Source organism: Myroides sp. 1354 (assembly GCF_030324495.1).
In the GTDB taxonomy this organism is placed as follows: domain Bacteria; phylum Bacteroidota; class Bacteroidia; order Flavobacteriales; family Flavobacteriaceae; genus Flavobacterium.
Genome location: NZ_JACAGN010000003.1, coordinates 204018 through 224806, shown reverse-complemented (window position 1 = coordinate 224806; position 20789 = coordinate 204018). Strand labels below are relative to the sequence as shown.

Sequence of the window (20789 nt, the reverse complement as noted above, 5' to 3'; positions counted from 1 at the left end):
CCATGTTGTTAGAACAAATCAAAGAACCTTCGGATATCAGACAAATGAGTATAGCTCAATTGGAAGAGCTAGCGGTTGAAATTCGACGTTTTATCATCGATATAGTGGCTACTAAAGAAGGGCATTTAGGTGCGAGTTTGGGCGTAGTTGAATTGACAATTGCTTTGCATTATGTTTTTGATACGCCTAATGATTTATTGGTTTGGGATGTAGGACATCAAGCCTATGGGCATAAATTGCTCACAGGACGTCAGGAGGTATTTCACACCAACAGACAAAAAGAGGGAATTAGTGGATTTCCCAATCGCTTTGAAAGTGTTTACGATGCTTTTGGTGTGGGGCATTCATCAACGTCTATTTCGGCTGTATTAGGAATGGCAATCGCTTCCAAATTAAAAGGAGAATACGACAAACAACATATCGCTGTGATTGGCGACGCCTCTATTGCTGCGGGAATGGCTTTTGAAGGATTAAATCACGCAGGAGTAAGTGATGCAAATATGTTGGTGATTTTAAATGATAACGCCATTGGCATTGATCCAAGTGTAGGTGCATTGAAAGACTACTTAACAGCAGTTAAAGAAGGGCGCAATCACAAGCGAAATAATATGATTAAGTCTCTGCATTTTGATTATCGTGGACCTGTTGATGGTCACGATTTAAAGCAGTTAATCAAAGAATTAACCAAGTTGAAAATGCACAAAGGACCTAAGTTCTTGCATGTGATTACAACAAAGGGGAAAGGCTTGAAACAAGCAGAGGAAAATCAAGTAAAATATCATGCTCCAGGTAAATTTGACAGTGCTACGGGCGAACTTCTCCGAAAAGAAGAAAGCGAATATCCTGCCAAGTATCAAGATGTGTTTGGACATACTTTAGTGGAATTGGCAGAGCAAAATTCTTTAATCGTTGGAATCACACCTGCTATGCCTACGGGAAGCTCCATGAAGTATATGATGGAGACTTTTCCTGAACGTGCATTCGATGTGGGAATTGCCGAACAACACGCCGTAACGCTAGCTGCGGGGATGGCTACTCAGGGGTTAATCCCGTATTGTGCGATTTATTCTACTTTTTTGCAACGCGCTTATGATCAGTTGATTCACGATGTAGCATTACAAAAGTTACCTGTTGTTTTTTGTTTGGATCGAGCAGGATTGGTAGGGGAGGATGGAGCAACTCATCAAGGCGTTTTCGATTTGGCTTACTTAAATTGTATACCCAATATGGTGATCGCAGCTCCTCTAGATGAAGTCGAATTGCGCAATCTACTGTATACGGTTCAGCTGGGAATTGACACACCTTGGGCCATTCGTTATCCTAGAGGAAAAGGGGTAAAACAAGGGGACTGGAGAGAGGAGTTTGAAAAAGTTAACGTATCAATAACTAAAAAATTAAGAAAAGGCAATAAATTTGCGATGATTTCTACGGGAGTTATTGGCAATAATGTCATAGAAGCCTTTAAAAAATGTGAGACTGATGATTGGTCGCATTATCATTTTGCGTTTGTAAAACCATTAAATGAGGATGAATTGCACCGCATTTGTCAAACATATGAACGCCTTGTAACTATTGAAGATGGTACAATTAAAGGAGGATTTGGAAGTTTGATTGCTCAATTTGTAGCAGCGAATTATCCAGGTATTCCCGTTCAAAATTTAGGTGTTCCAGATGAATTTATTGAGCACGCAACCGTAAGAGAACAACAACAAATTTGTGGAATAGACTCAGATTCAATTGTTAAATTAATTCGTGAAAGTTTTGAATAAGTTAGGAAAGATTGCTTTTTTTACTGTATTATGTTTATGTGGAATTAATGTATTGGCGCAAGAAGGACAAACTGCTACAGTAAATCCTCAACCTAATACACAGGTAACTCAAGATACCGTTAAGGTGCAAGAGAATCCCTTTAATCCCTTGATGAATTTCTTGCCTCCTAAAAATTATGCAGAAGAGGACTTGCTAATGAGTTATATGAACTTAGGGAGTAGAGAGGATTTAGCTTTTTTTAAACCCGAAGTTTTCGTGGAGCGAAGCAAACCGAAATACAGTCAAATTAAAACCAAGTTCAATCCTCAGATTCAACTATCTGCCATTCCAGTAAACAACGAAATAATTGGGTATTGGGAAAAGAAAAATAGAGTAGGATTGGATTTTAATCAAATTGCTTTTGTCAATTGGAGTGCTGGGGGAGATAATTCTATTTCAGGCTTGTTAAAAGGAGATTTTAGCAGAAAGTATATCAAAGGGCGTTTGATTTGGGATAATGTCTTAAATATACGCTATGGTGTTAATAAACAGTCTGATCGAGAATTGCGCAAAACGGATGATGTTTTAGAACTCAACTCAACATTTGGATATAAATCTTCTGTCGCATCTGATTGGTACTATGTTTCTAAATTAAACTTTAGAACCCAATTTACAGACGGATTTAATTACCCCAATACGGATGATCCTGTTTCAAGATGGTTAGCGCCTGCTTATCTATTTGTCGGGGTCGGGGGAGAATACATGGATTCAAAAACAGGGATTAAATATTATATTTCACCTTTGACGTATAAAGCAACTTTTGTCAATGATCAACGTCTAGCAGATCAAGGAGCTTTTGGTGTAGATCCTGCAGTCAAAGCTCCAGATGGAACTATTTTGAAGCACGGAAAACGCTCTAAAGCTGAGATAGGTTTATTGGTGAGTACGGAATGGAAAAAAGAAGTGTTTACTAATATTTTTATTGATACAAAATTGACCTTGTATAGTGATTATATTGATCAATTTGGAAATATCGATGTCATGTGGGATTTAAAACTCGACATGAAAGTCAATGATTTTGTACGCGCCAATGTCGGAATTAACTTGATATACGATGATAATGTCAAGACAAAAGTAGAACGCAATGGAGTGCAAGTGATGGAGGGACCGAAAATTCAATTCAAACAAACACTTGGTGTAGGTCTCGTTTATTCCTTTTAATTTTATAAATTAGTGCTATGAAAAAAGTCTTTTTACTTGTCTTTTGTTGCTTTGTGTCTTCCTTTTCTTTTGCTCAAGAACTAGAAGGGATTGATGAATTGACCAGTAAAAAGGATAGTGTAGCGCTAGATTATAAATACCGTGAAGATCAATTCTACTTTGGTTTATCTCATACGTTGATGCAAGGAAAACCAGGAGGATTTACTGGAAATTCAGTCTCTTTGGGAATGGATGTTGGTTTTTTAAGGGATTTTCCAATTAATAAAAGTCGAACCATAGCCATTGCTCCTGGTTTTGGGTTTTCCTATCAAAATTTGCGCAATAATTTTGGGCTAGCAGAAGATGGGAGTTATACTTCATTACCGAGCTATAAAAAAAATAGCCTTTCTTTACATATGTTAGACTTACCCATCGAATTGAGATGGAGAAGTTCGACTCCTGAAAGCCATAAATTTTGGCGTACGTATGTGGGGTTTAAAGCGAGTTATGTTTTGGGAAGTCGCCTTAAAACAGCAACGGATACTTATTCTACCACTGTAAGAGGAGATGATAACATCAACAAATGGTTATTGGGTATGTATGTAGGAGCTGGATTTAATACGTGGAACTTCTATGCATATTACGGTTTGAATACCATTTATAAAGAAGCTCCTATCCAAGGTGATTCAGAAAAACTTAGGCTTTTTAAAGTCGGAGTTATCTTTTATATTTTATAAAAAAGAAGAGCTTTAGAAGCTCTTTTTTTATTGGGTTAAAAGAATCCAACAGATTATTTGTGGGAGTAATCCGATCAATCCACCTATGAATACTTCGTATGAAGTATGAGCTCTTAAGTACAAGCGAGCACTTGCTGTTATTCCCGTGATGAGAATACAGACAATAAGCAATATTAGGGAAGGGATTCCTTGATGAAAGAGCAAGAGGGTAAAGAAGGTCAATCCTGCAAGTAATAGAGCCGTATGAACGCTGTATTTCTGTTTAAATAAAGCTCCTGCAAGTAGAAGAACATAGGTGCCAATCAATCCCCAAAAATAAATTTTCAACTCATAGGCACTGTTGTTGTATAAAACCAGTGATTTCAGCGTATACAGTAATAAAATATTAATGGCAAAAGGAAAGATACGCTCTTTGGTTTCGTTAACCATCACACTAGATTGTAGAATGCGCAACGAACGCATCAAATAGTAGATGGATATTGGAATAAAGAAGGTGACAATAGCCACTTGACTGAGAATGATGGATAATTCTAGTGGAGTAAAATAATAGTATTGAATAAGAAAATACAACCCAACCGTTTGTAAAGGCACTAGAATAGGATGAAAAAGATAGGAAACGATTTGTGCTAATTTTTTCATGATGGCCTACTTCAGGGTTAGGGAATGGTTTGTATTTTGATTGCTTAAATTTTCTTTCTCATTCGCGCTACTGGAATATCTAATTGTTCTCTGTATTTTGCTACCGTTCTTCGCGCAATAGGATAGCCTTTTTCTTTTAGTAGATCTGCAATTTTGTCATCGGGATATGGTTTCTTTTTATCCTCTTCAGAAATGATGTTTTCGAGAATCTTTTTAATTTCGATCGTAGATACTTCCTCTCCTTGATCATTCATCATGGCTTCTGAAAAGAAATTTTTAATCAATTTTGTACCATAGGGTGTTTCCACGTATTTGCTGTTTGCTACACGTGAAATTGTAGAAATATCTAAACCAACTAAATCTGCAATATCTTTTAAGATCATCGGCTTGAGTTTGGTTTCATCACCTGTTAAAAAGTACTCTTGTTGATAGTGTATAATAGCGCTCATCGTAACGTAAAGGGTTTCATGACGCTGTTTGATTGCATCAATAAACCACTTGGCACCATCTAATTTTTGCTTGATGAACTGTACTGCATCTTTTTGAGAAGCACTAGCTTGTGATGAATCTTTATACGTTTGTAGCATCTCTTGGTAATCACGTGAAACGTGTAACTCAGGCGCATTTCTATTATTCAAAGTCAATTCAATTTCTCCATCGACAATTTTGATAGTGAAATCAGGGATAACTTGTTCGATAAAACGATTAGATCCTGTGTAGGCTCCTCCTGGTTTTGGATTGAGCTTTTCGATTTCATCAATGGCTTTGCGCAACTGATCTTTGGTAATACCATAACGGGTTAAGAGCTTGTCGTAGTGTTTTTTTGTAAAGGCATCGAATTGATTTTCAATGATATCCTTGGCTACATTAATCGAATCAGTAGGTGTTTTGTGTTTTAATTGTAACAACAAACACTCTTGCAAATCACGTGCACCTACACCAACGGGTTCAAGTTCATGAACGATGCTCAATATGTTATCCACAGTTTCTACATCTGTATAAATACCTTGAGTAAAAGCTAAATCATCCACGATATCTTGAATATCGCGACGAATATACCCCATCTCATCTACACTTCCTACTAAGAACTCCGCAATAGCGCGATCTTCGTCTGAAAGAATGAAGGTATTCAATTGATTGATTAGATTTTGATGAAAAGATTCTGTCGCAATAATGGGTGCTTCATAATCATCATCATCTGAACTGTAGTTGTTGGATTGTAATTTATAATCTGGAATTTCATCATCACTGAGGTAATCATCAATATTGATGTCCTCGGTGTCAATGCGTTCGTTATCAAAGTCGTCAAAATCATTATCTAAGCTATCGAATTCATCCCCCGTTTCTTCTTTACCTGTTTCTAAAGCAGGATTTTCAATTAACTCTTCTTTTAACCGCTGTTCAAAGGCTAAAGTAGGTAATTGAATCAGTTTCATCAACTGGATTTGCTGAGGAGATAATTTCTGAGATAATTTAAGTTGTAAACTTTGTTTTAGCATGCTAAATAAAATTAACGAAATAAAAATGTTTACTTTTAATCGGTATTCATCCTAAAGTACGGAAAAAATGCGATAAAAAGTAAACATTTGAAGGGTTTCTTTCTATGAATAATTAAAACTCGGCATTTTGAGGAGTTCTCGGGAAAGGAATAACGTCTCTGATGTTTGTCATACCTGTAACGAATAGCACTAAACGCTCAAATCCAAGACCAAATCCACTGTGTGGAGCGGTACCGAATTTACGTGTATCTAAATACCACCATAGTTCTTTTTGATCAATTCCCATTTTCTCGATTTTGTCCAATAAAACGTCATAGCGTTCTTCTCTTTCAGAACCACCAACAATTTCCCCAATTCCTGGGAATAGGATATCCATGGCGCGAACTGTTTTTCCATCTTCATTCATACGCATATAGAAGGCCTTGATATCTGCTGGATAATCAAATAAAATCACAGGGCATTTGAAGTGTTTTTCTACTAAATAACGCTCATGTTCACTTTGTAAATCAGCACCCCATTCGTCAATGATATAGTTGAATTTCTTGTTTTTATTGGGTTTAGAATCTTTTAAAATATCGATTGCCTCAGTATAACTTACGCGTTTGAAGTTGTTTTCTGTGATAAAGCGAAGCTTTTCGATTAACAACATTTCACTGCGCTCTGCTTGTGGCTTGTTTTTCTCTTCTTCTTGTAAGCGTTTTTCTAAGAAAGCTAAATCATCTTGACATTTCTCTAAAGTATAATTGATTACATATTTAATGAAATCTTCCGCTAAGTCCATGTTGTCCGCTAATTTGTTGAATGCAACCTCTGGTTCAATCATCCAAAATTCAGCCAAGTGACGAGAAGTATTTGAGTTTTCTGCACGGAAAGTAGGACCAAAAGTGTAAACAGACCCCAAAGCCATGGCGTAAGTTTCCGCTTCTAGTTGACCAGAAACAGTTAAGTTTGTCGCCTTTCCAAAGAAATCTTCAGAGAAATCAATTGCTCCTTCTTCTGTGCGAGGTAGTTTATTTAAATTGAAATTGGTTACTTTAAACATTTCTCCTGCTCCTTCAGCATCAGAACCAGTGATGATTGGTGCGTTGAAATAAAAGAAACCATTGTCTTGGAAATATTTATGTACAGCATAAGAAAGTGTACTTCTTACACGCATAATAGCACCAAAAATGTTCGTTCTAATTCGCAAGTGTGCATTTTCACGTAAAAACTCTAAGGAGTGTTTTTTCGGTTGAATTGGATACTCTTCTGGATTGGATTCACCATAAACTTTTAAGTGCTCAACTTGGATTTCTACATTTTGTCCAGCTCCTCTACTTTCAACTAAGGTACCTCTTACAGAAATAGCTGCTCCTGTGTGAATTTTTTTAAGCAATTCAGCAGGAAACTTATCTAAGTCAACAACACATTGGATGTTATTGATTGTCGATCCATCATTTAAAGCAATAAATTGGTTGTTTCTAAATGTTTTTACCCAGCCTTTTGCTTTTACTTCATGCAAAAGTGCCTTTCCAGTAAGTAGATCGATAATTTTGGTGTGTTTCATTTTTGATTATATTTTTGTTACCTGGTAGATCAAATCATTGAATTGAAATACGAACAAATGTACTAAAAAAACAATAGATATTTGCTTAAACAAGAGGGTTATTAATCAAAGATTAAGAATGGAATGGTGCTTTTGAAGTATGAAGGTAGAAGGGCTTATTTGAAGAGAGAACAATTGAGGTGAAAAATTTGAAATGTATAGGAATAAAAAAGCCCGCAATAAGCGGGCTTTCATTATACTTTAAGAATTTCTTCTTCTTTTTTTGCTAAGATATCTTCGATTTTCTTCACGTAAGCATCTGTGATTTTTTGTACTTGCTCTTCAGCATCTTTACAAACATCTTCTGAAACTCCGTTTTTCTCTTCTTTCTTGATATCGTTGTTGGCGTCTTTACGCGCATTTCGGATACCAATTTTAGCTTCTTCAGATTCAGATTTTGCTTGTTTTACCAAGTCTTTACGTCTTTCTTCTGTCAAAGCAGGAATATTGATGATGATGTTATCTCCGTTGTTCATTGGGTTTAATCCCAAGTTAGCAATCATAATCGCTTTTTCAATCGGTTGTAACATACTTTTTTCCCAAGGTGTTACAGTTAATGTACGAGCATCAGGAACGTTTACACTAGCTACTTGTGATAGTGGTGTTTGAGATCCATAATAATCTACGAAAACTCCACCTAACATTTGAGGTGTTGCCTTTCCAGCACGAATATTTAATAAAGATTTTTCTAAGTGAGCAATAGAACCGTCCATTGCCTCTTTTGCACTCGCAATAATTAAATCTATTTCTTCTGTCATAACGTTTATTAATTAATGTTTACGGAAACAGTAGTTCCTACTGTATCATCTCCTTGGCAAACTTTTAGTAAATTGTTTTCTTTATTCATATCGAATACCACAATCGGTAATTCGTTTTCTCTACTCAAGGTAAATGCAGTCGTATCCATAACGTTTAATCCTTTAGTCAATACATCGCTAAACGTGATTTGTTCAAATTTAACGGCTGTAGGATCTTTTTCAGGATCTGCATTGTATACTCCATCAACGCGTGTTCCTTTTAAAATAACGTCAGCATTGATTTCAACTCCTCTTAATACAGCAGCTGTATCTGTCGTGAAGTATGGGTTTCCTGTTCCTGCTCCAAAAATTACAATTCGGCCTTTTTCTAAGTGACGAACCGCTCTTCTTTTGATATAAGGTTCGGCAACTGCTTCAATTTTCAAGGCTGTTTGTAAACGAGTCAACATACCTGCATCTTCTAGTGCTCCTTGAAGAGCCATTCCGTTGATGATCGTTGCAAGCATACCCATATAGTCTCCCTGAACGCGATCCATACCAACGCTAGCACCTGCTACTCCTCTAAAAATATTTCCACCACCAATAACAATCGCTATTTCTACACCTAGATCGTGTACTTTTTTTACTTCAGCTGCGTACTCAGCTAATCTCTTAGGGTCAATTCCATATTGATTCTCTCCCATTAAAGCCTCTCCACTTAGTTTAAGTAGAATTCTTTTGTATTTCATGGATATGATATTTTTAAAGTTTTGCAAATATAAAGATTATATACTACTATAAAATAGCTTTTGCGAATTTATCCTGATGATTTTTAAAGGTTCTCGCAGCCGCTTGATATCCCAAGTCGAAAATTTCATCCATACGCTGCTTATTTCGCTCAAAAGTTGAATATTGTGTGATGTGGTGTGATTCAATTAACCAATCACACAAAGCTGATTGTGTTCGGTTGTGATTGGCAGCCATCAAATCATAAGCGCGTATGGCTACAGAGCGAAGGGAGTTTAAGTTTTTCTTATCTAACTGCTCTATTGGACAAACATTGCTGCCAATGAGAATATCGCAATCTTCTCGAATTAAATCCGTAGCAAAGTTGTTGAGAATTCCACCATCGCTATACAACTGTTCGTTAATGGTATGGGGTGAAAAAATAGCTGGAAAAGCACTAGAAGCTAAAATGGCATCAATCACGCGAGTATTAGGGTCAAAAACGTGTATTTCTCCTTTGGCAATATCTGTTGAATTGATGAGAACTGGAAGGGGTAAATCATCCAAGGTTCGATTTTCGAAAATGGAAAATAAATATTTTTCGAAGGCATTGGAATCAATTAGTCCCGCCTTTTTAAACGTGAAAAAATGCCAATTTAAAATATTGACCGATTTGAAAAAATTCAATATTTCATGCGGAGTTAACCCGATGGAAAACAGACAAGAAACAATGGATCCAGCACTTGTTCCTGCAAGGATTTTGGGTTTGATGTCTTGCTCAACCAAGAATGAAAGTACACCGGCATGTGCTATCCCTTTGTAACCACCTCCAGATAGAGCCAAACCTATTTTTTGGGTTTTCATAAATAAAGTATTGAAAGATTCGTGTTTAAAAGTTTAACTTTGAAATCAAACTAATAAAATTACACAAAAATGAACAAAGTCGAGATAAAAGAATTGAATAATAGTTTTTCTTATGCAGAGTTCCGTACTTATGTGACAGATGCTTTGCAAAACAACCCTGAGAAATTAAATCTATCAGCAGATTATTTGCCTTATGCAGCGTTGAATGAAGCGCGTTTACACCGTTTAGATAAAACCTTGAATGTTGAGCCTGAAGTAGCTTTGGTCATGGAAAACTTAGGAAAAGAGTATATCTGGTTAGTGATTTCGGAAAGCTGGTGTGGAGATGCTGCTCAATCAGTGCCTATGTTGAATAAAATGGCTGAACTTACAGGAAAAGTTGAGTTGCGCATTGTTTTTCGCGATCAAAATCTAGCATTAATGGATCAATACTTAACGAATGGAGGTAGAGCAATTCCAAAATTGTTGATTGTTGAAAAAGAAACGGGTACTGTTCTTGGACATTGGGGACCTCGTCCTGCAGATGCGGTACAGTTGGTGAATGATTATAAAGCAGAACACGGAAAATTTGACGAAGACGGTATTATCTTGTTAAACAAGTGGTATACCAAAAATAAAGGTCAACAAGTACAACAAGAAGTTGCTGCCCTGATGACCGCTATTGATAATTAAAATAAAAACAATCACTATTGTACGATTGGACCTACAATAGTGATGTTTTTTGACCAAGTCATACCCGCTGGATTGCACCCTAAAGCGCCTTCGGGAATTACTTGATCTAATTTTTCGAAATATTGTACCCATACAGGGAAGAATTCTCCCGTGTATTTTGAACGGTAAGTCATGGGATACATATTAAAAAACTCTTTGTTGTTGTTGGCCGATTTAAACGCATCGTAAATCAATTCGGAACAATAGTATTTTCCGTTGGCATATAAGTAATTCTCATCGTAGGGAACTCCAACTTGTTTTAAAGCAAAATCCTTCGCTTTCGGAATTAATTTCTCGTACTTTTTAATGATACGCCCCAAGTACATCGGTTCTGGCGTTTTGTTTAAAAATTGATCTAAAGGCGTAATGCATACTGCTGGCCAAGTGGCTTCGATGACTTGCAAACTACCTTCATGTTCAATAACCATTCCCATGTGATTGAAGTTTAATCCTTCATACCCATAAGTTACTTCGTTAATTGCATCGCATAAAGGTCCGCATTTTAGTTCCTGGAAAATTAAATCTCCTTCTTTAAATGTTGTTTGTTGTGCGTAGCTTAAGGTACATAGTAGCCCCATAAACGCTAGTATTTTTTTCATTTTCTTTTAGTGTTTCAACAAATGTAAAACTATCTAAATAGATACGCAATGAAAGAAAGAAAACCGAAGAAGTCTGATTCGAATCAGTGGTTTTTTGTGTTGTGTTAAATTTTGTATAATCCATTTAGGTACGTTGTCTTGATTTGTAATTAATTGTATATTAGAAGAATTAACCATAAAAAACTGAATTATTTATGTCAAACAACATTCAATTTCCCCAGTTTAAAGAGAAATACGGAAACTATATCAATGGAAATTTTGTGGACCCTGTAAAGGGAAACTACTTTGATTCTATAACACCTATTAACGGAAAGCCGTTTACCAAAGCAGCTCACTCAACCGAAGAAGATTTAATTTTAGCCATAGATGCAGCAGATAAAGCTTTTGAAACGTGGAGTCGTACATCCGCTACAGAACGCAGTAATATTTTATTTCGCATTGCGGATCGCATGGAGGAGAATTTAGCTTATTTGGCTCAAGTGGAAACCGTAGATAACGGAAAAGCTATTCGCGAAACGATGAATGCTGATATTCCATTGGCTATTGATCACTTTCGCTATTTTGCTGGTGTAATTCGCGCAGAAGAAGGTTCTGTTGTTGAACTTGATGAACACACAGTTTCAATGATTGTCCATGAACCTTTAGGGGTTGTGGCTCAAATTATTCCTTGGAATTTCCCGATTTTAATGGCTGTTTGGAAATTAGCTCCAGCATTAGCAGCAGGAAACTGTGTGGTTTTAAAGCCCGCAGAAAGTACGCCAATTTCGATTATGGTACTCATGGAACTAATCGGAGATTTAGTCCCAGCAGGTGTAATTAATATTGTGAATGGATTTGGTTCACAATTAGGTCAAAAATTGGTGACAAATCCTAAAATTAGCAAAGCTGCTTTTACCGGATCTACTGCCACTGGACGTTTGGTGATGCAATATGCAACAGAAAATATTATCCCAGTTACCTTGGAATTAGGAGGGAAGTCTCCCAATATATTCTTTGAATCTATCATGGATCACGATGATGAGTACTTAGATAAAGCAATTGAAGGGGCCGTTTTGTTTGCTTTCAATCAAGGGGAAATCTGTACTTGTCCGTCTCGTTTGTTGATTCAAGAGAGTATTTATGACAAGTTTATTGCCCGTGTCATTGAACGCGTAAAAGCGATAAAAATGGGAAATCCATTAGATCCAACAACAATGATGGGAGCACAAGCGTCAAAAATTCAATACGACAAGATTAACTCTTACCTGAAATTGGGTAAAGAGGAAGGAGCAGAATTGTTAGTTGGTGGAGATATACAGCATTTAGGAGGCGATTTAGAAACGGGATATTACATCCAACCTACGTTGTTTAAAGGACATAATAAGATGCGTATTTTTCAAGAAGAAATCTTTGGACCTGTATTAGCTGTAACAACCTTTAAAGATGAGAAAGAGGCGATAGAAATTGCCAATGATACGCTGTATGGATTAGGTGCGGGGGTCTGGACACGTGATGCCCATCAGTTGTATCAAATTCCAAGAGCAATTAAGGCGGGACGCGTTTGGGTAAATAATTACCACAATTATCCTGCGGGTGCTCCATTTGGAGGGTATAAACAGTCGGGTATTGGACGTGAAAATCACAAAATGATGTTAGGTCATTATCGCCAAACGAAAAATATGTTGATTTCGTACAATAAAAACAAATTGGGATTCTTTTAAAAAGAGTGGAAGATGTCGAAAGTTAGCCGTATTGATGTAACAGAAAAAGCAAAGGCGCTGATTGCAGAACTACAAGCCGAAAACGGCGATTTAATGTTCTATCAGGCTGGAGGCTGTTGTGAAGGAACACAACCCATGTGTTTTGTCAAAGGAGGATATTACTTAAGACGCAGGGATGTCAAGATAGGAGAAGTTTGTGGTTTTGATTTTTGGGTGGATCGCGATTTATTCGAATATTGGAAACACGCTCATTTTACCTTAGACGTAACAGATGGTTTTGGTGCAGGTGGTTTTTCATTAGAAACCCCCAAACAAAAGACTTTTACAATAACGTATCGTATGTTTACACCAGAAGAGCTGTCTCAGCTTGAGGAGGTAATTTTAAATGAATAATTGCTTTAAGTACGATCAAATGAGAGCGGCTACACAAAAGTGTAGCCGCTTGTTTTTTATAGGGATTTAGAATCCAATATCTTTTCTTCAAACGCCTCAATGCTCAACGCATTAGCAACGTCATAATCGCCAATCTTCGTGCGTCGCAATGCCGTTAAATGACCACCACTATTTAGTTTTTGCCCAAAATCAAAGGCGAGTGAGCGAATATATGTTCCTTTAGAACAAGCTACTCTAAAGTCAATTTCTGGTAGTGCAATACGCGTTAACTCGAAATCTGAAATCGCAATTGGACGGGTACTGATTTCTACTTCTTCTCCTTTTCTTGCGTGTTCATATAATCGTTTTCCATCTTTCTTCAAGGCGGAAAAAATAGGAGGACGTTGTGCTGTAGTACCTAGAAAACTCACTCTTGTTTGTTCAATCATTTCTTCCGTAATGTGATCCGTTGGAAAGGTTTGATTAATTTCGGTTTCTAAGTCATAAGAAGGCGTTGTAGCTCCGATATGAAAGGTGCCAGTATATTCTTTTTCTTGACCTTGTAGATCCGTAATCGTTTTAGTGGCTTTTCCAGTGCAAATCAACAATAACCCAGTAGCTAAAGGATCTAGTGTTCCTGCGTGACCTACTTTGATTTTTTTAAGTCCATATTCTTTTTTTAAGAGCCATTTAATTTTGTTTACGGCTTGAAAAGAGGACCAATGTAAAGGTTTGTCAATCAATAAGACTTGACCTTCCTGAAAAGCTTCTGCTGAAAATTGCATGTCTAGTTTTTTAAGTATCCGAAGTAAACAAGTAAGATAACTCCTGCAATGATGCGGTAGTATCCCCAAGGTTTAAATCCGTATTTTTTGATAATTCCAATGAAAAATTTGATGGCAACGATAGAGACAACAAACGCTAATACGTTCCCTAAAAGGAATAATTTTAAGTTATCTGTATTGTCAAAAAGCAATTCATACCCCATTTTTCCTGATTCGTATTTCTTTAATACGATAGAATAAACTGTTACTGCAGCCATGGTTGGTACAGCTAAAAAGAAAGAGAATTCCGCTGCTACTTGACGAGAAAGTCCTTGTTGCATACCTCCAATGATAGAAGCTGCCGATCGACTTGTTCCTGGCATCATCGCCAAACATTGCCAAAAACCAATGGTTATCGCTTGTTTGACTGTAATGTCTTCTTCTTTTGTTGTTTTAGGATTTTTAAAGTATTTGTCAATAAAAATAAGAACAAATCCCCCTACAATTAACATGATAGCAATGTAGATTGTTTCACCTAAAACGGCGTCGATTTTTTCGTCTAACAATTTTCCTAAAACAAGGGCAGGAATAACGGCAAGAACTAATTTTTTATAGAATGAAATACGAGTGAAGTCAAAAAATTTACGCCAATACAGCACTACAACAGCTAAAATAGCTCCAAATTGAATAGCGGTTTGGAAAAGTTTGACAAAATCATCTTCCTGAATCCCGTAATACGAACTCAAAAAAATCATATGAGCCGTAGATGAAACCGGTAAATATTCAGTAAGTCCTTCTACAATAGCTAGAAGGATGGCTTGTATTAAATCCATAGAATTAGTTTGTTATGATTGTTTTTTATCTTTTTTAAAAATAGAATAAACGGCTACACCGATACCAATAAAAAACACCGCTGGTGCTAGGTGAATTCTTCTGAAACTGTAGATTTCCTCATTAAATTGTGTAGGGTCATCATTAGAAGCTCCTCCCATAAGGATAAAACTCAAGGCAATAATCGCAAAACTTGCAAGTAGCCAGATGTAGTTTTGTTTGGAAAACAAAAAACCAGTAGGGTTGTTCTCTTTTTTCATATTTAATAAAGTTCGTCTGATTTGAGGTTTAAGAATCGCTGTGTAGCGAAGAATGTACTAATCGTTGTAATAATAATACCCGCTAAGATAATGCCCAATCCAACAATAACCAACGGCATATAATTAACCGCCGGATTAAGTTCTAAATCGGGGAATTTCTTGTCTAGGTAGAAGGTTAAAGCCACTAAAGCGATTACGGCTAAGACCGAGCCAATAAGCCCTAAACGCATACTGTGCCAAATAAATGGACGACGAATAAAACGCTTGGTCGCTCCAACCATTTGCATGGTTTTAATCGTAAATCGGCTTGAAAATATCAATAAACGCAAAGAGCTGTTGATGAGCAACATCGATACAACGGTTAAAATACCTGCAATAATCAGTACCCAATTGGTGATACGTGCTATATTGCTGTTAACTAAATCAACTAATTGTTTATTATAAGATACTTCTGCAATATGAGGGGTCTTTAAAAAACGCTCTTCTATTTTAGCTAAACTATCACCAACAACGTAATCTCCTTTGATGTATACGTCATAAGAATTTTGAAGCGGGTTATAGCCGAGGAACTCTAGGAAATTTTCCCCTAATTCTTCTTTTTGACTTTCTGCAGCTTCTTCTTTTGAAATGAAAGTGTAGCTTTTAATGTAGGGAGATTCGCCTAGCTTTTTAGTAAATTGATCAAAGTCATTTGATGTAGCTTTGTCCGTGAAGTAAAGCGTCATCGGAATGTTTTCTCGAAAGTTATTCGATATTCTTTTGGAGTTAATTACAAATAAGCTCAAGGCTCCTAATAAAGAGAGAACCAAGAAAATACTCAGTATTACAGAAAAATAAGACGAAATTAATTTTCGCTTTTGGTATTTTTCATAAGTAGACGTCATAATGCAATTTTTAAAGTTGTAAAATTAAAAAACAAAAGTGTTTTTAAAACACAATTACGATTAAACTTTTCTAATTGTTATAAATATAGTTTATTTTTGCGACAAGATGGTGTTTTTTTCGAGTAACTCGAAGAAGAACAGGTGTACTAAATGATATTTTTACTATGAAATACAATCCAAGCGAAATTGAAGCAAAATGGCAAAAGTTTTGGAAAGAGAATCAAACTTTTAAAACGACAAATCAATCCGATAAACCCAAGTACTATGTACTAGACATGTTTCCTTATCCATCTGGAGCAGGACTGCACGTTGGGCACCCTCTAGGGTATATTGCTTCTGATATTTTTGCAAGATATAAACGACACAAAGGATTTAATGTATTACATCCTCAAGGATATGATAGCTTTGGATTGCCAGCAGAACAATATGCAATTCAAACAGGGCAACATCCCGCTATTACAACCGAAGTAAATATTGCCCGTTACAGAGAGCAATTGGATCAAATTGGGTTTTCTTTTGATTGGTCTCGTGAGATTCGCACATCTAATGCAGATTATTACAAGCACACACAATGGATCTTTATTCAATTGTTTAATGCTTGGTATAATAAGGTGTCGGATAAAGCGGAAGCAATTTCTACTTTAGTTGAGGTATTTGAAAAAGAAGGGAATGCAAATGTACAAGCTGTTTGTGACGATTCAATAGCATGCTTTACAGCAGCAGAGTGGAATGCATTTTCATCAGAAGAAAAAGAACGCGTTTTATTGCAATACCGCTTAACGTATTTAGCCGAGACAGAAGTGAACTGGTGTCCGGCTTTAGGTACAGTGTTGGCGAATGACGAAATTAAAGATGGTTTATCTGAGCGTGGAGGACATCCTGTAGTTCGCAAAAAAATGAAACAATGGAGTATGCGTATTTCTGCTTATGCGGAACGTTTATTGGAGGGATTGAATACTATCGACTGGACGGAGAGTTTAAAAGAGAGTCAACGCAACTGGATTGGTAAATCGGTTGGAGCGTCTGTAGTTTTCAATTTAAAAGAATCTGCCGATACCATAGAAGTATTTACTACGCGTCCGGATACAATTTTTGGAGTGAGTTTTATGACGTTAGCTCCAGAGCACGATTTAGTGCGAAAAATTACTACCCCAGAACAAAAAGCAGAAGTAGAGGCATATATTGAAGCAACGTCAAAACGAAGCGAGCGCGATCGTATGGCAGATGTGAAAAAAATATCGGGTGTTTTCACTGGAGCGTATGCTGAACATCCGTTTACGAAAGAACCAATTGAAATTTGGATTGGGGATTATGTATTGGCTGGATATGGAACTGGAGCGGTAATGGCTGTTCCTGCTGGAGATACACGTGATTATGCTTTTGCTAAGCACTTTGGAATTGCTATTAAAAACATTTTCAATCAAGATATTAGTGAAGAAGCTTTTGCTGAAAAAGAAGGTTTCGTATTGGAAAATTCTGATTTCTTGAATGGATTGGAGTATAAAGAAGCTTCGGCTAAAGCTATCGCTGCTATTGAAGCGCTAGGTCAAGGAAAAGGGAAAACGAATTATCGTTTGCGCGATGCTGTGTTTTCTCGTCAACGTTATTGGGGAGAACCATTTCCAGTATATTATGTGAATGGATTGCCTAAGATGATAGAGAAAGCGCATTTGCCAATTCTATTGCCAGAAGTTGAAAAGTATTTGCCAACAGAGGATGGACAACCGCCTTTAGGAAATGCTTCTGTTTGGGCATGGGATACCGTGAATAACAAAGTAGTAGCGAATGATTTAATCGACGAGCAGACTATTTTTCCATTAGAATTAAATACGATGCCTGGTTGGGCTGGTTCTTCTTGGTATTGGATGCGTTATATGGATCCAACAAATGAGGAGTTTATTGCGTCTGAAGAAGCATTGAACTATTGGCAAAATGTCGATCTATATATAGGAGGAAGCGAACATGCAACAGGACATTTGTTGTATAGCCGTTTTTGGAATAAGTTTTTAAAAGATATTGGTGTAGCGCCAACAGAAGAACCTTTTGCAAAATTGATCAATCAAGGAATGATTTTGGGAACGTCAGCTTTCGTATATCGAATTGAGGGAACCAATACATTTATCTCTAAAGATATGATTAAGGATGAAAAAGTGCAACAATTATACGCCTATGTTGGTTTGGTGAATAATTCATCTGAATTAGACATGGAGGAATTCAAAGCTTGGAGACCTGATTATGCTACTGCTGAATTTATTTGCAATGCCAATGGAAAATACATTGTTGGACATGAAGTAGAGAAAATGTCTAAATCATATTACAATGTGGTAAATCCAGATGACATCTGCCAAGAATATGGGGCGGATACCCTGCGTTTGTACGAAATGTTCTTAGGTCCGTTAGAACAAGCGAAACCTTGGAATACGGCGGGTATTTCGGGTGTATTTGGATTTTTGAAAAAATTGTGGAGATTGTACGCAGATGATGAAGCAATTGTTGTTGTTGACGAAGAGCCGACAAAAGAAATGTATAAGTCACTGCACAAAACGATTAAGAAAGTACAAGAAGATATCGAAGCTTTTTCATTCAATACTTCTGTTTCTCAGTTTATGATTTGCGTGAATGAATTAGGGCAGCAAAAATGTCACCACCGTGCAATCTTAGAACCATTGGCTGTTTTAGTTGCGCCTTATGCGCCACATATTGCGGAAGAGCTTTGGAGTATGTTAGGTCATACGGAGACAATTGCCGATCAAGTATTCCCTGAATTTAAAGCGGAGTATCTAGTGGAAGATGCAAAAGAGTATCCTGTTTCTTTTAACGGGAAGATGCGTTTCAAAATTGAATTGCCTTTGGATTTAAGTGTAGCAGAAATTGAGAAAATTATTTTAGCGGATGAAAGAACCCAAGCACAATTGCAAGGACGTGAACCGAAAAAATTAATTGTAGTGCCAGGAAAAATTATCAACATAGTTGGATAGTGTTTCTGGGAAGTGAAATAAATGAAAATCCCGTTGCTTTTGGAGCAACGGGATTTTTTATTTTTATTTTCCTGGACGTAGGAGTAGAGAGTTGTCAAAATCTTTTTTAAGGGTTTGCAAGTAGCGTTCTGCTTCCAAACGCGTCTTGAAATTTCCAGCTAAAACTTTATACGAAGGATTGGAATAAACAAGGGTTGCTTCTAAATCGGGATACAAGCGTTTGACACGGGCAAGTGCTGCTTTTGCCTCATTGTTTTTTCCATAAAAAACTTGAATATTGTATTTATCTGTGTTCAAGCCAGAAGTTGTTGTATTTCTTTTGGCTTCTACGAGTTTTTTTACGGCTAGAGGCTCTTGAATTGCGTTGTTTCGCTCTTGAGCATAACTTGTTAGATGTATAAAAAACAAGCAAAAAAGAACCGGAAATATTCTTAAAATTCTCATAATGAAATGTATTTGAAGCAAATTTACAATTATTCTTGAAAATTGCGTGGGAAGCCTTTATTTAGAACGCGTATAAATTAAAGATTAAGGTCGTTAAAGGTTTTAAGAGTTATGCATAAATTGTATTTTTGTCGGAGTTTGTAAATAAGGTGTATTGAATAATAGTTGATTATTGCTATTATTAGAAAGACCAAGTTTAGTTGAAAATCAATTTATAACTATGAAAAAAGTGGGTAACCATAATTCGTTTTCAAAGATTTTATTCTTTTGTTTAGCATTAATGCTATCGTTTTCTACAATTTCGTTTGCTCAGGACGCAGCAAAAGGTAAGGAATTGTTTAATTCTAACTGTGCGGCATGTCACAAGTTGGACGGAGCTTCTACAGGACCTGCATTGCGTGGAGTTGTTGAACGTCACGAGGGGGATGTAGAATGGCTACACAAGTGGATTAAAAGTAGTTCATCTTTGATTAAATCTGGTGACGCTCGTGCAGTAAAACTGTTCAACGAGTGGAACAAAGTTGTGATGAACGACTTCCCAGGTTTATCTGACCAAAATATTGACGATATTTTGGCGTATGTATCTGAACCAAAAGCTGAAGCTCCAGCTGCTACTGCAAGTACAGACGGTGCTCAGGGACAAGGTGGTGGAGATGCAGTTTCTAATATGATTGTATTAGGAGCATTAGTAGTAGTATTGTTATTGTTGGTAACGATGCTTTTCCTTGTTAAAAAAGTATTGAATAAAGTTGTTGAAGCAAATGGTTTAACAGAAGAAGTTCGTCAAACAGTTCCAGTTTGGAAAGCGTTTGTGAAAAACCAATTCTTAGTGATTTGTTCTACAATTGTATTTGTTCTAATTGGATCGTATTTCGCTTACGGATATATGATGCAAATTGGAGTAGATAAAGGGTATGAGCCAGTTCAACCAATTCACTTCTCACACAAAATTCACGCAGGAGATAACGGTATCGATTGTAAATACTGTCACTCATCTGCAAGATCGAGTAAAACTTCAGGTATTCCTTCATTAAATGTTTGTATGAACTGTCATAAAAACATCAGCGAGTTTACAGGTGATGCTGGAACAGATTATGGAAAATACACGCCAGAGTTTTACACGGCTGAGATACAAAAGTTATATGATGCTGTTGGATGGGATCCTGCTGCTCAAAAATATACTGGTAAAGAGAAGCCTGTAAAATGGGTTCGTATTCATAATTTACCTGATTTCGTTTACTACAACCACTCACAACACGTAAATGTTGCTGGTTTAGAATGTCAAACTTGTCACGGACCAGTTGAAGAAATGGAAATCATGAGACAACATTCTCCATTGACTATGGGATGGTGTATTGACTGTCACAGAAAAACGGATGTTAAGTTGAAAGACAATGCTTACTACGCGAAAATCCACGAAGAACTTGCTAACAAGTACGGAGTAGAGAAATTGACAGTTGCTCAAATGGGAGGACTTGAGTGTGGTAAATGTCACTATTAAGAATTATTT

The 20789-nt window shown here is 36.7% G+C and carries 20 protein-coding genes; 8 read left to right on the top strand and 12 right to left on the bottom strand.

Annotation, left to right across the window (positions count from 1 at the left end; all coding sequences use genetic code 11):
• Positions 1–2 precede the first annotated feature (2 nt).
• The 3 genes from HX004_RS05455 to HX004_RS05445 are packed head-to-tail and all read left to right on the top strand — an operon-like array spanning position 3 to position 3686.
• A complete protein-coding gene (locus tag HX004_RS05455; RefSeq protein WP_286441324.1) occupies positions 3–1769 on the top strand; it encodes a 1-deoxy-D-xylulose-5-phosphate synthase in 1767 nt (588 codons plus the stop codon).
• Positions 1762–2970 carry a DUF3078 domain-containing protein gene (locus HX004_RS05450; RefSeq protein WP_286441323.1) on the top strand — a complete coding sequence of 403 codons (1209 nt, stop codon included), beginning with the start codon at positions 1762–1764 and terminating at the stop codon, positions 2968–2970. The genes HX004_RS05455 and HX004_RS05450 overlap by 8 nt, the downstream gene beginning before the upstream one ends.
• Positions 2971–2987: 17 nt before the next feature.
• Complete coding sequence (locus HX004_RS05445) at positions 2988–3686, top strand: porin family protein (RefSeq protein WP_286441322.1); 699 nt, start codon at positions 2988–2990, stop codon at positions 3684–3686.
• A gap of 27 nt (positions 3687–3713) precedes the next feature.
• On the opposite strand, the gene HX004_RS05440 is transcribed toward HX004_RS05445, so the two are convergent.
• The 6 genes from HX004_RS05440 to HX004_RS05415 all read right to left on the bottom strand — a co-directional run bounded on the left by HX004_RS05440 (position 3714) and on the right by HX004_RS05415 (position 9736).
• Positions 3714–4325, bottom strand: a complete 612-nt coding sequence (locus tag HX004_RS05440; RefSeq protein WP_286441321.1) for a hypothetical protein — start codon at positions 4323–4325, stop codon at positions 3714–3716.
• Between the two features lie 44 nt (positions 4326–4369).
• The gene (rpoN, locus tag HX004_RS05435) at positions 4370–5824 is read right to left on the bottom strand and encodes an RNA polymerase factor sigma-54 (protein ID WP_286441320.1); all 1455 of its coding nucleotides are present in this window, start codon (positions 5822–5824) and stop codon (positions 4370–4372) included.
• A gap of 112 nt (positions 5825–5936) precedes the next feature.
• Positions 5937–7370, bottom strand: a complete 1434-nt coding sequence (gene asnS / locus HX004_RS05430; RefSeq protein ID WP_286441319.1) for an asparagine--tRNA ligase — start codon at positions 7368–7370, stop codon at positions 5937–5939.
• 233 nt (positions 7371–7603) lie between these two features.
• Positions 7604–8167, bottom strand: a complete 564-nt coding sequence (frr, locus tag HX004_RS05425) for a ribosome recycling factor (protein ID WP_286441318.1) — start codon at positions 8165–8167, stop codon at positions 7604–7606.
• 8 nt (positions 8168–8175) lie between these two features.
• The gene (pyrH, locus tag HX004_RS05420; protein WP_182646855.1) at positions 8176–8895 is read right to left on the bottom strand and encodes a UMP kinase; all 720 of its coding nucleotides are present in this window, start codon (positions 8893–8895) and stop codon (positions 8176–8178) included.
• Positions 8896–8941: 46 nt separating this feature from the next.
• Complete coding sequence (locus HX004_RS05415) at positions 8942–9736, bottom strand: patatin-like phospholipase family protein (protein ID WP_286441317.1); 795 nt, start codon at positions 9734–9736, stop codon at positions 8942–8944.
• Between the two features lie 69 nt (positions 9737–9805).
• Between HX004_RS05415 and HX004_RS05410 the strand changes: the two genes are divergently transcribed.
• Positions 9806–10408, top strand: a complete 603-nt coding sequence (locus tag HX004_RS05410; RefSeq protein ID WP_286441316.1) for a thioredoxin family protein — start codon at positions 9806–9808, stop codon at positions 10406–10408.
• A gap of 14 nt (positions 10409–10422) precedes the next feature.
• On the opposite strand, the gene HX004_RS05405 is transcribed toward HX004_RS05410, so the two are convergent.
• On the bottom strand, positions 10423–11046 hold the full coding sequence (locus tag HX004_RS05405) for a YiiX/YebB-like N1pC/P60 family cysteine hydrolase (protein WP_286441315.1): 624 nt from the start codon (positions 11044–11046) through the stop codon (positions 10423–10425).
• Positions 11047–11240: 194 nt separating this feature from the next.
• Between HX004_RS05405 and HX004_RS05400 the strand changes: the two genes are divergently transcribed.
• Positions 11241–12746 (top strand): aldehyde dehydrogenase family protein, encoded by a 1506-nt coding sequence (locus HX004_RS05400; RefSeq protein ID WP_286441314.1) that lies wholly within the window; start codon positions 11241–11243, stop codon positions 12744–12746.
• Positions 12747–12758: 12 nt separating this feature from the next.
• Complete coding sequence (locus HX004_RS05395; protein WP_286441313.1) at positions 12759–13139, top strand: DUF779 domain-containing protein; 381 nt, start codon at positions 12759–12761, stop codon at positions 13137–13139.
• A 56-nt stretch (positions 13140–13195) separates the two neighbouring features.
• Here the strand turns inward: HX004_RS05395 and truB are convergent, their stop codons facing one another.
• From truB to HX004_RS05375, 4 genes are read right to left on the bottom strand one after another with little or no spacing between them, the layout of a single operon-like run.
• Positions 13196–13903, bottom strand: coding sequence for a tRNA pseudouridine(55) synthase TruB (truB, locus tag HX004_RS05390; protein WP_286441312.1), 708 nt, complete (start codon positions 13901–13903; stop codon positions 13196–13198).
• A 2-nt stretch (positions 13904–13905) separates the two neighbouring features.
• Positions 13906–14715 carry an undecaprenyl-diphosphate phosphatase gene (locus HX004_RS05385; protein ID WP_286441311.1) on the bottom strand — a complete coding sequence of 270 codons (810 nt, stop codon included), beginning with the start codon at positions 14713–14715 and terminating at the stop codon, positions 13906–13908.
• A 12-nt stretch (positions 14716–14727) separates the two neighbouring features.
• Positions 14728–14973: a DUF3098 domain-containing protein gene (locus HX004_RS05380; protein ID WP_286441310.1), complete on the bottom strand. Its 246-nt coding sequence runs from the start codon at positions 14971–14973 to the stop codon at positions 14728–14730.
• A gap of 2 nt (positions 14974–14975) precedes the next feature.
• Entirely contained in the window at positions 14976–15857 is an 882-nt protein-coding gene (locus HX004_RS05375; protein WP_286441309.1) for a cell division protein FtsX, read from the bottom strand.
• 164 nt (positions 15858–16021) lie between these two features.
• On the opposite strand from HX004_RS05375, the gene leuS reads away from it, so the two are divergent.
• A complete protein-coding gene (gene leuS, locus HX004_RS05370; RefSeq protein ID WP_286441308.1) occupies positions 16022–18835 on the top strand; it encodes a leucine--tRNA ligase in 2814 nt (937 codons plus the stop codon).
• A gap of 63 nt (positions 18836–18898) precedes the next feature.
• Here leuS and HX004_RS05365 read toward each other — a convergent pair whose 3' ends face one another.
• Positions 18899–19279, bottom strand: a complete 381-nt coding sequence (locus HX004_RS05365; RefSeq protein WP_286441307.1) for an SPOR domain-containing protein — start codon at positions 19277–19279, stop codon at positions 18899–18901.
• 220 nt (positions 19280–19499) lie between these two features.
• On the opposite strand from HX004_RS05365, the gene HX004_RS05360 reads away from it, so the two are divergent.
• Positions 19500–20780, top strand: coding sequence for a c-type cytochrome (locus HX004_RS05360; RefSeq protein ID WP_286441306.1), 1281 nt, complete (start codon positions 19500–19502; stop codon positions 20778–20780).
• Positions 20781–20789 lie beyond the last annotated feature (9 nt).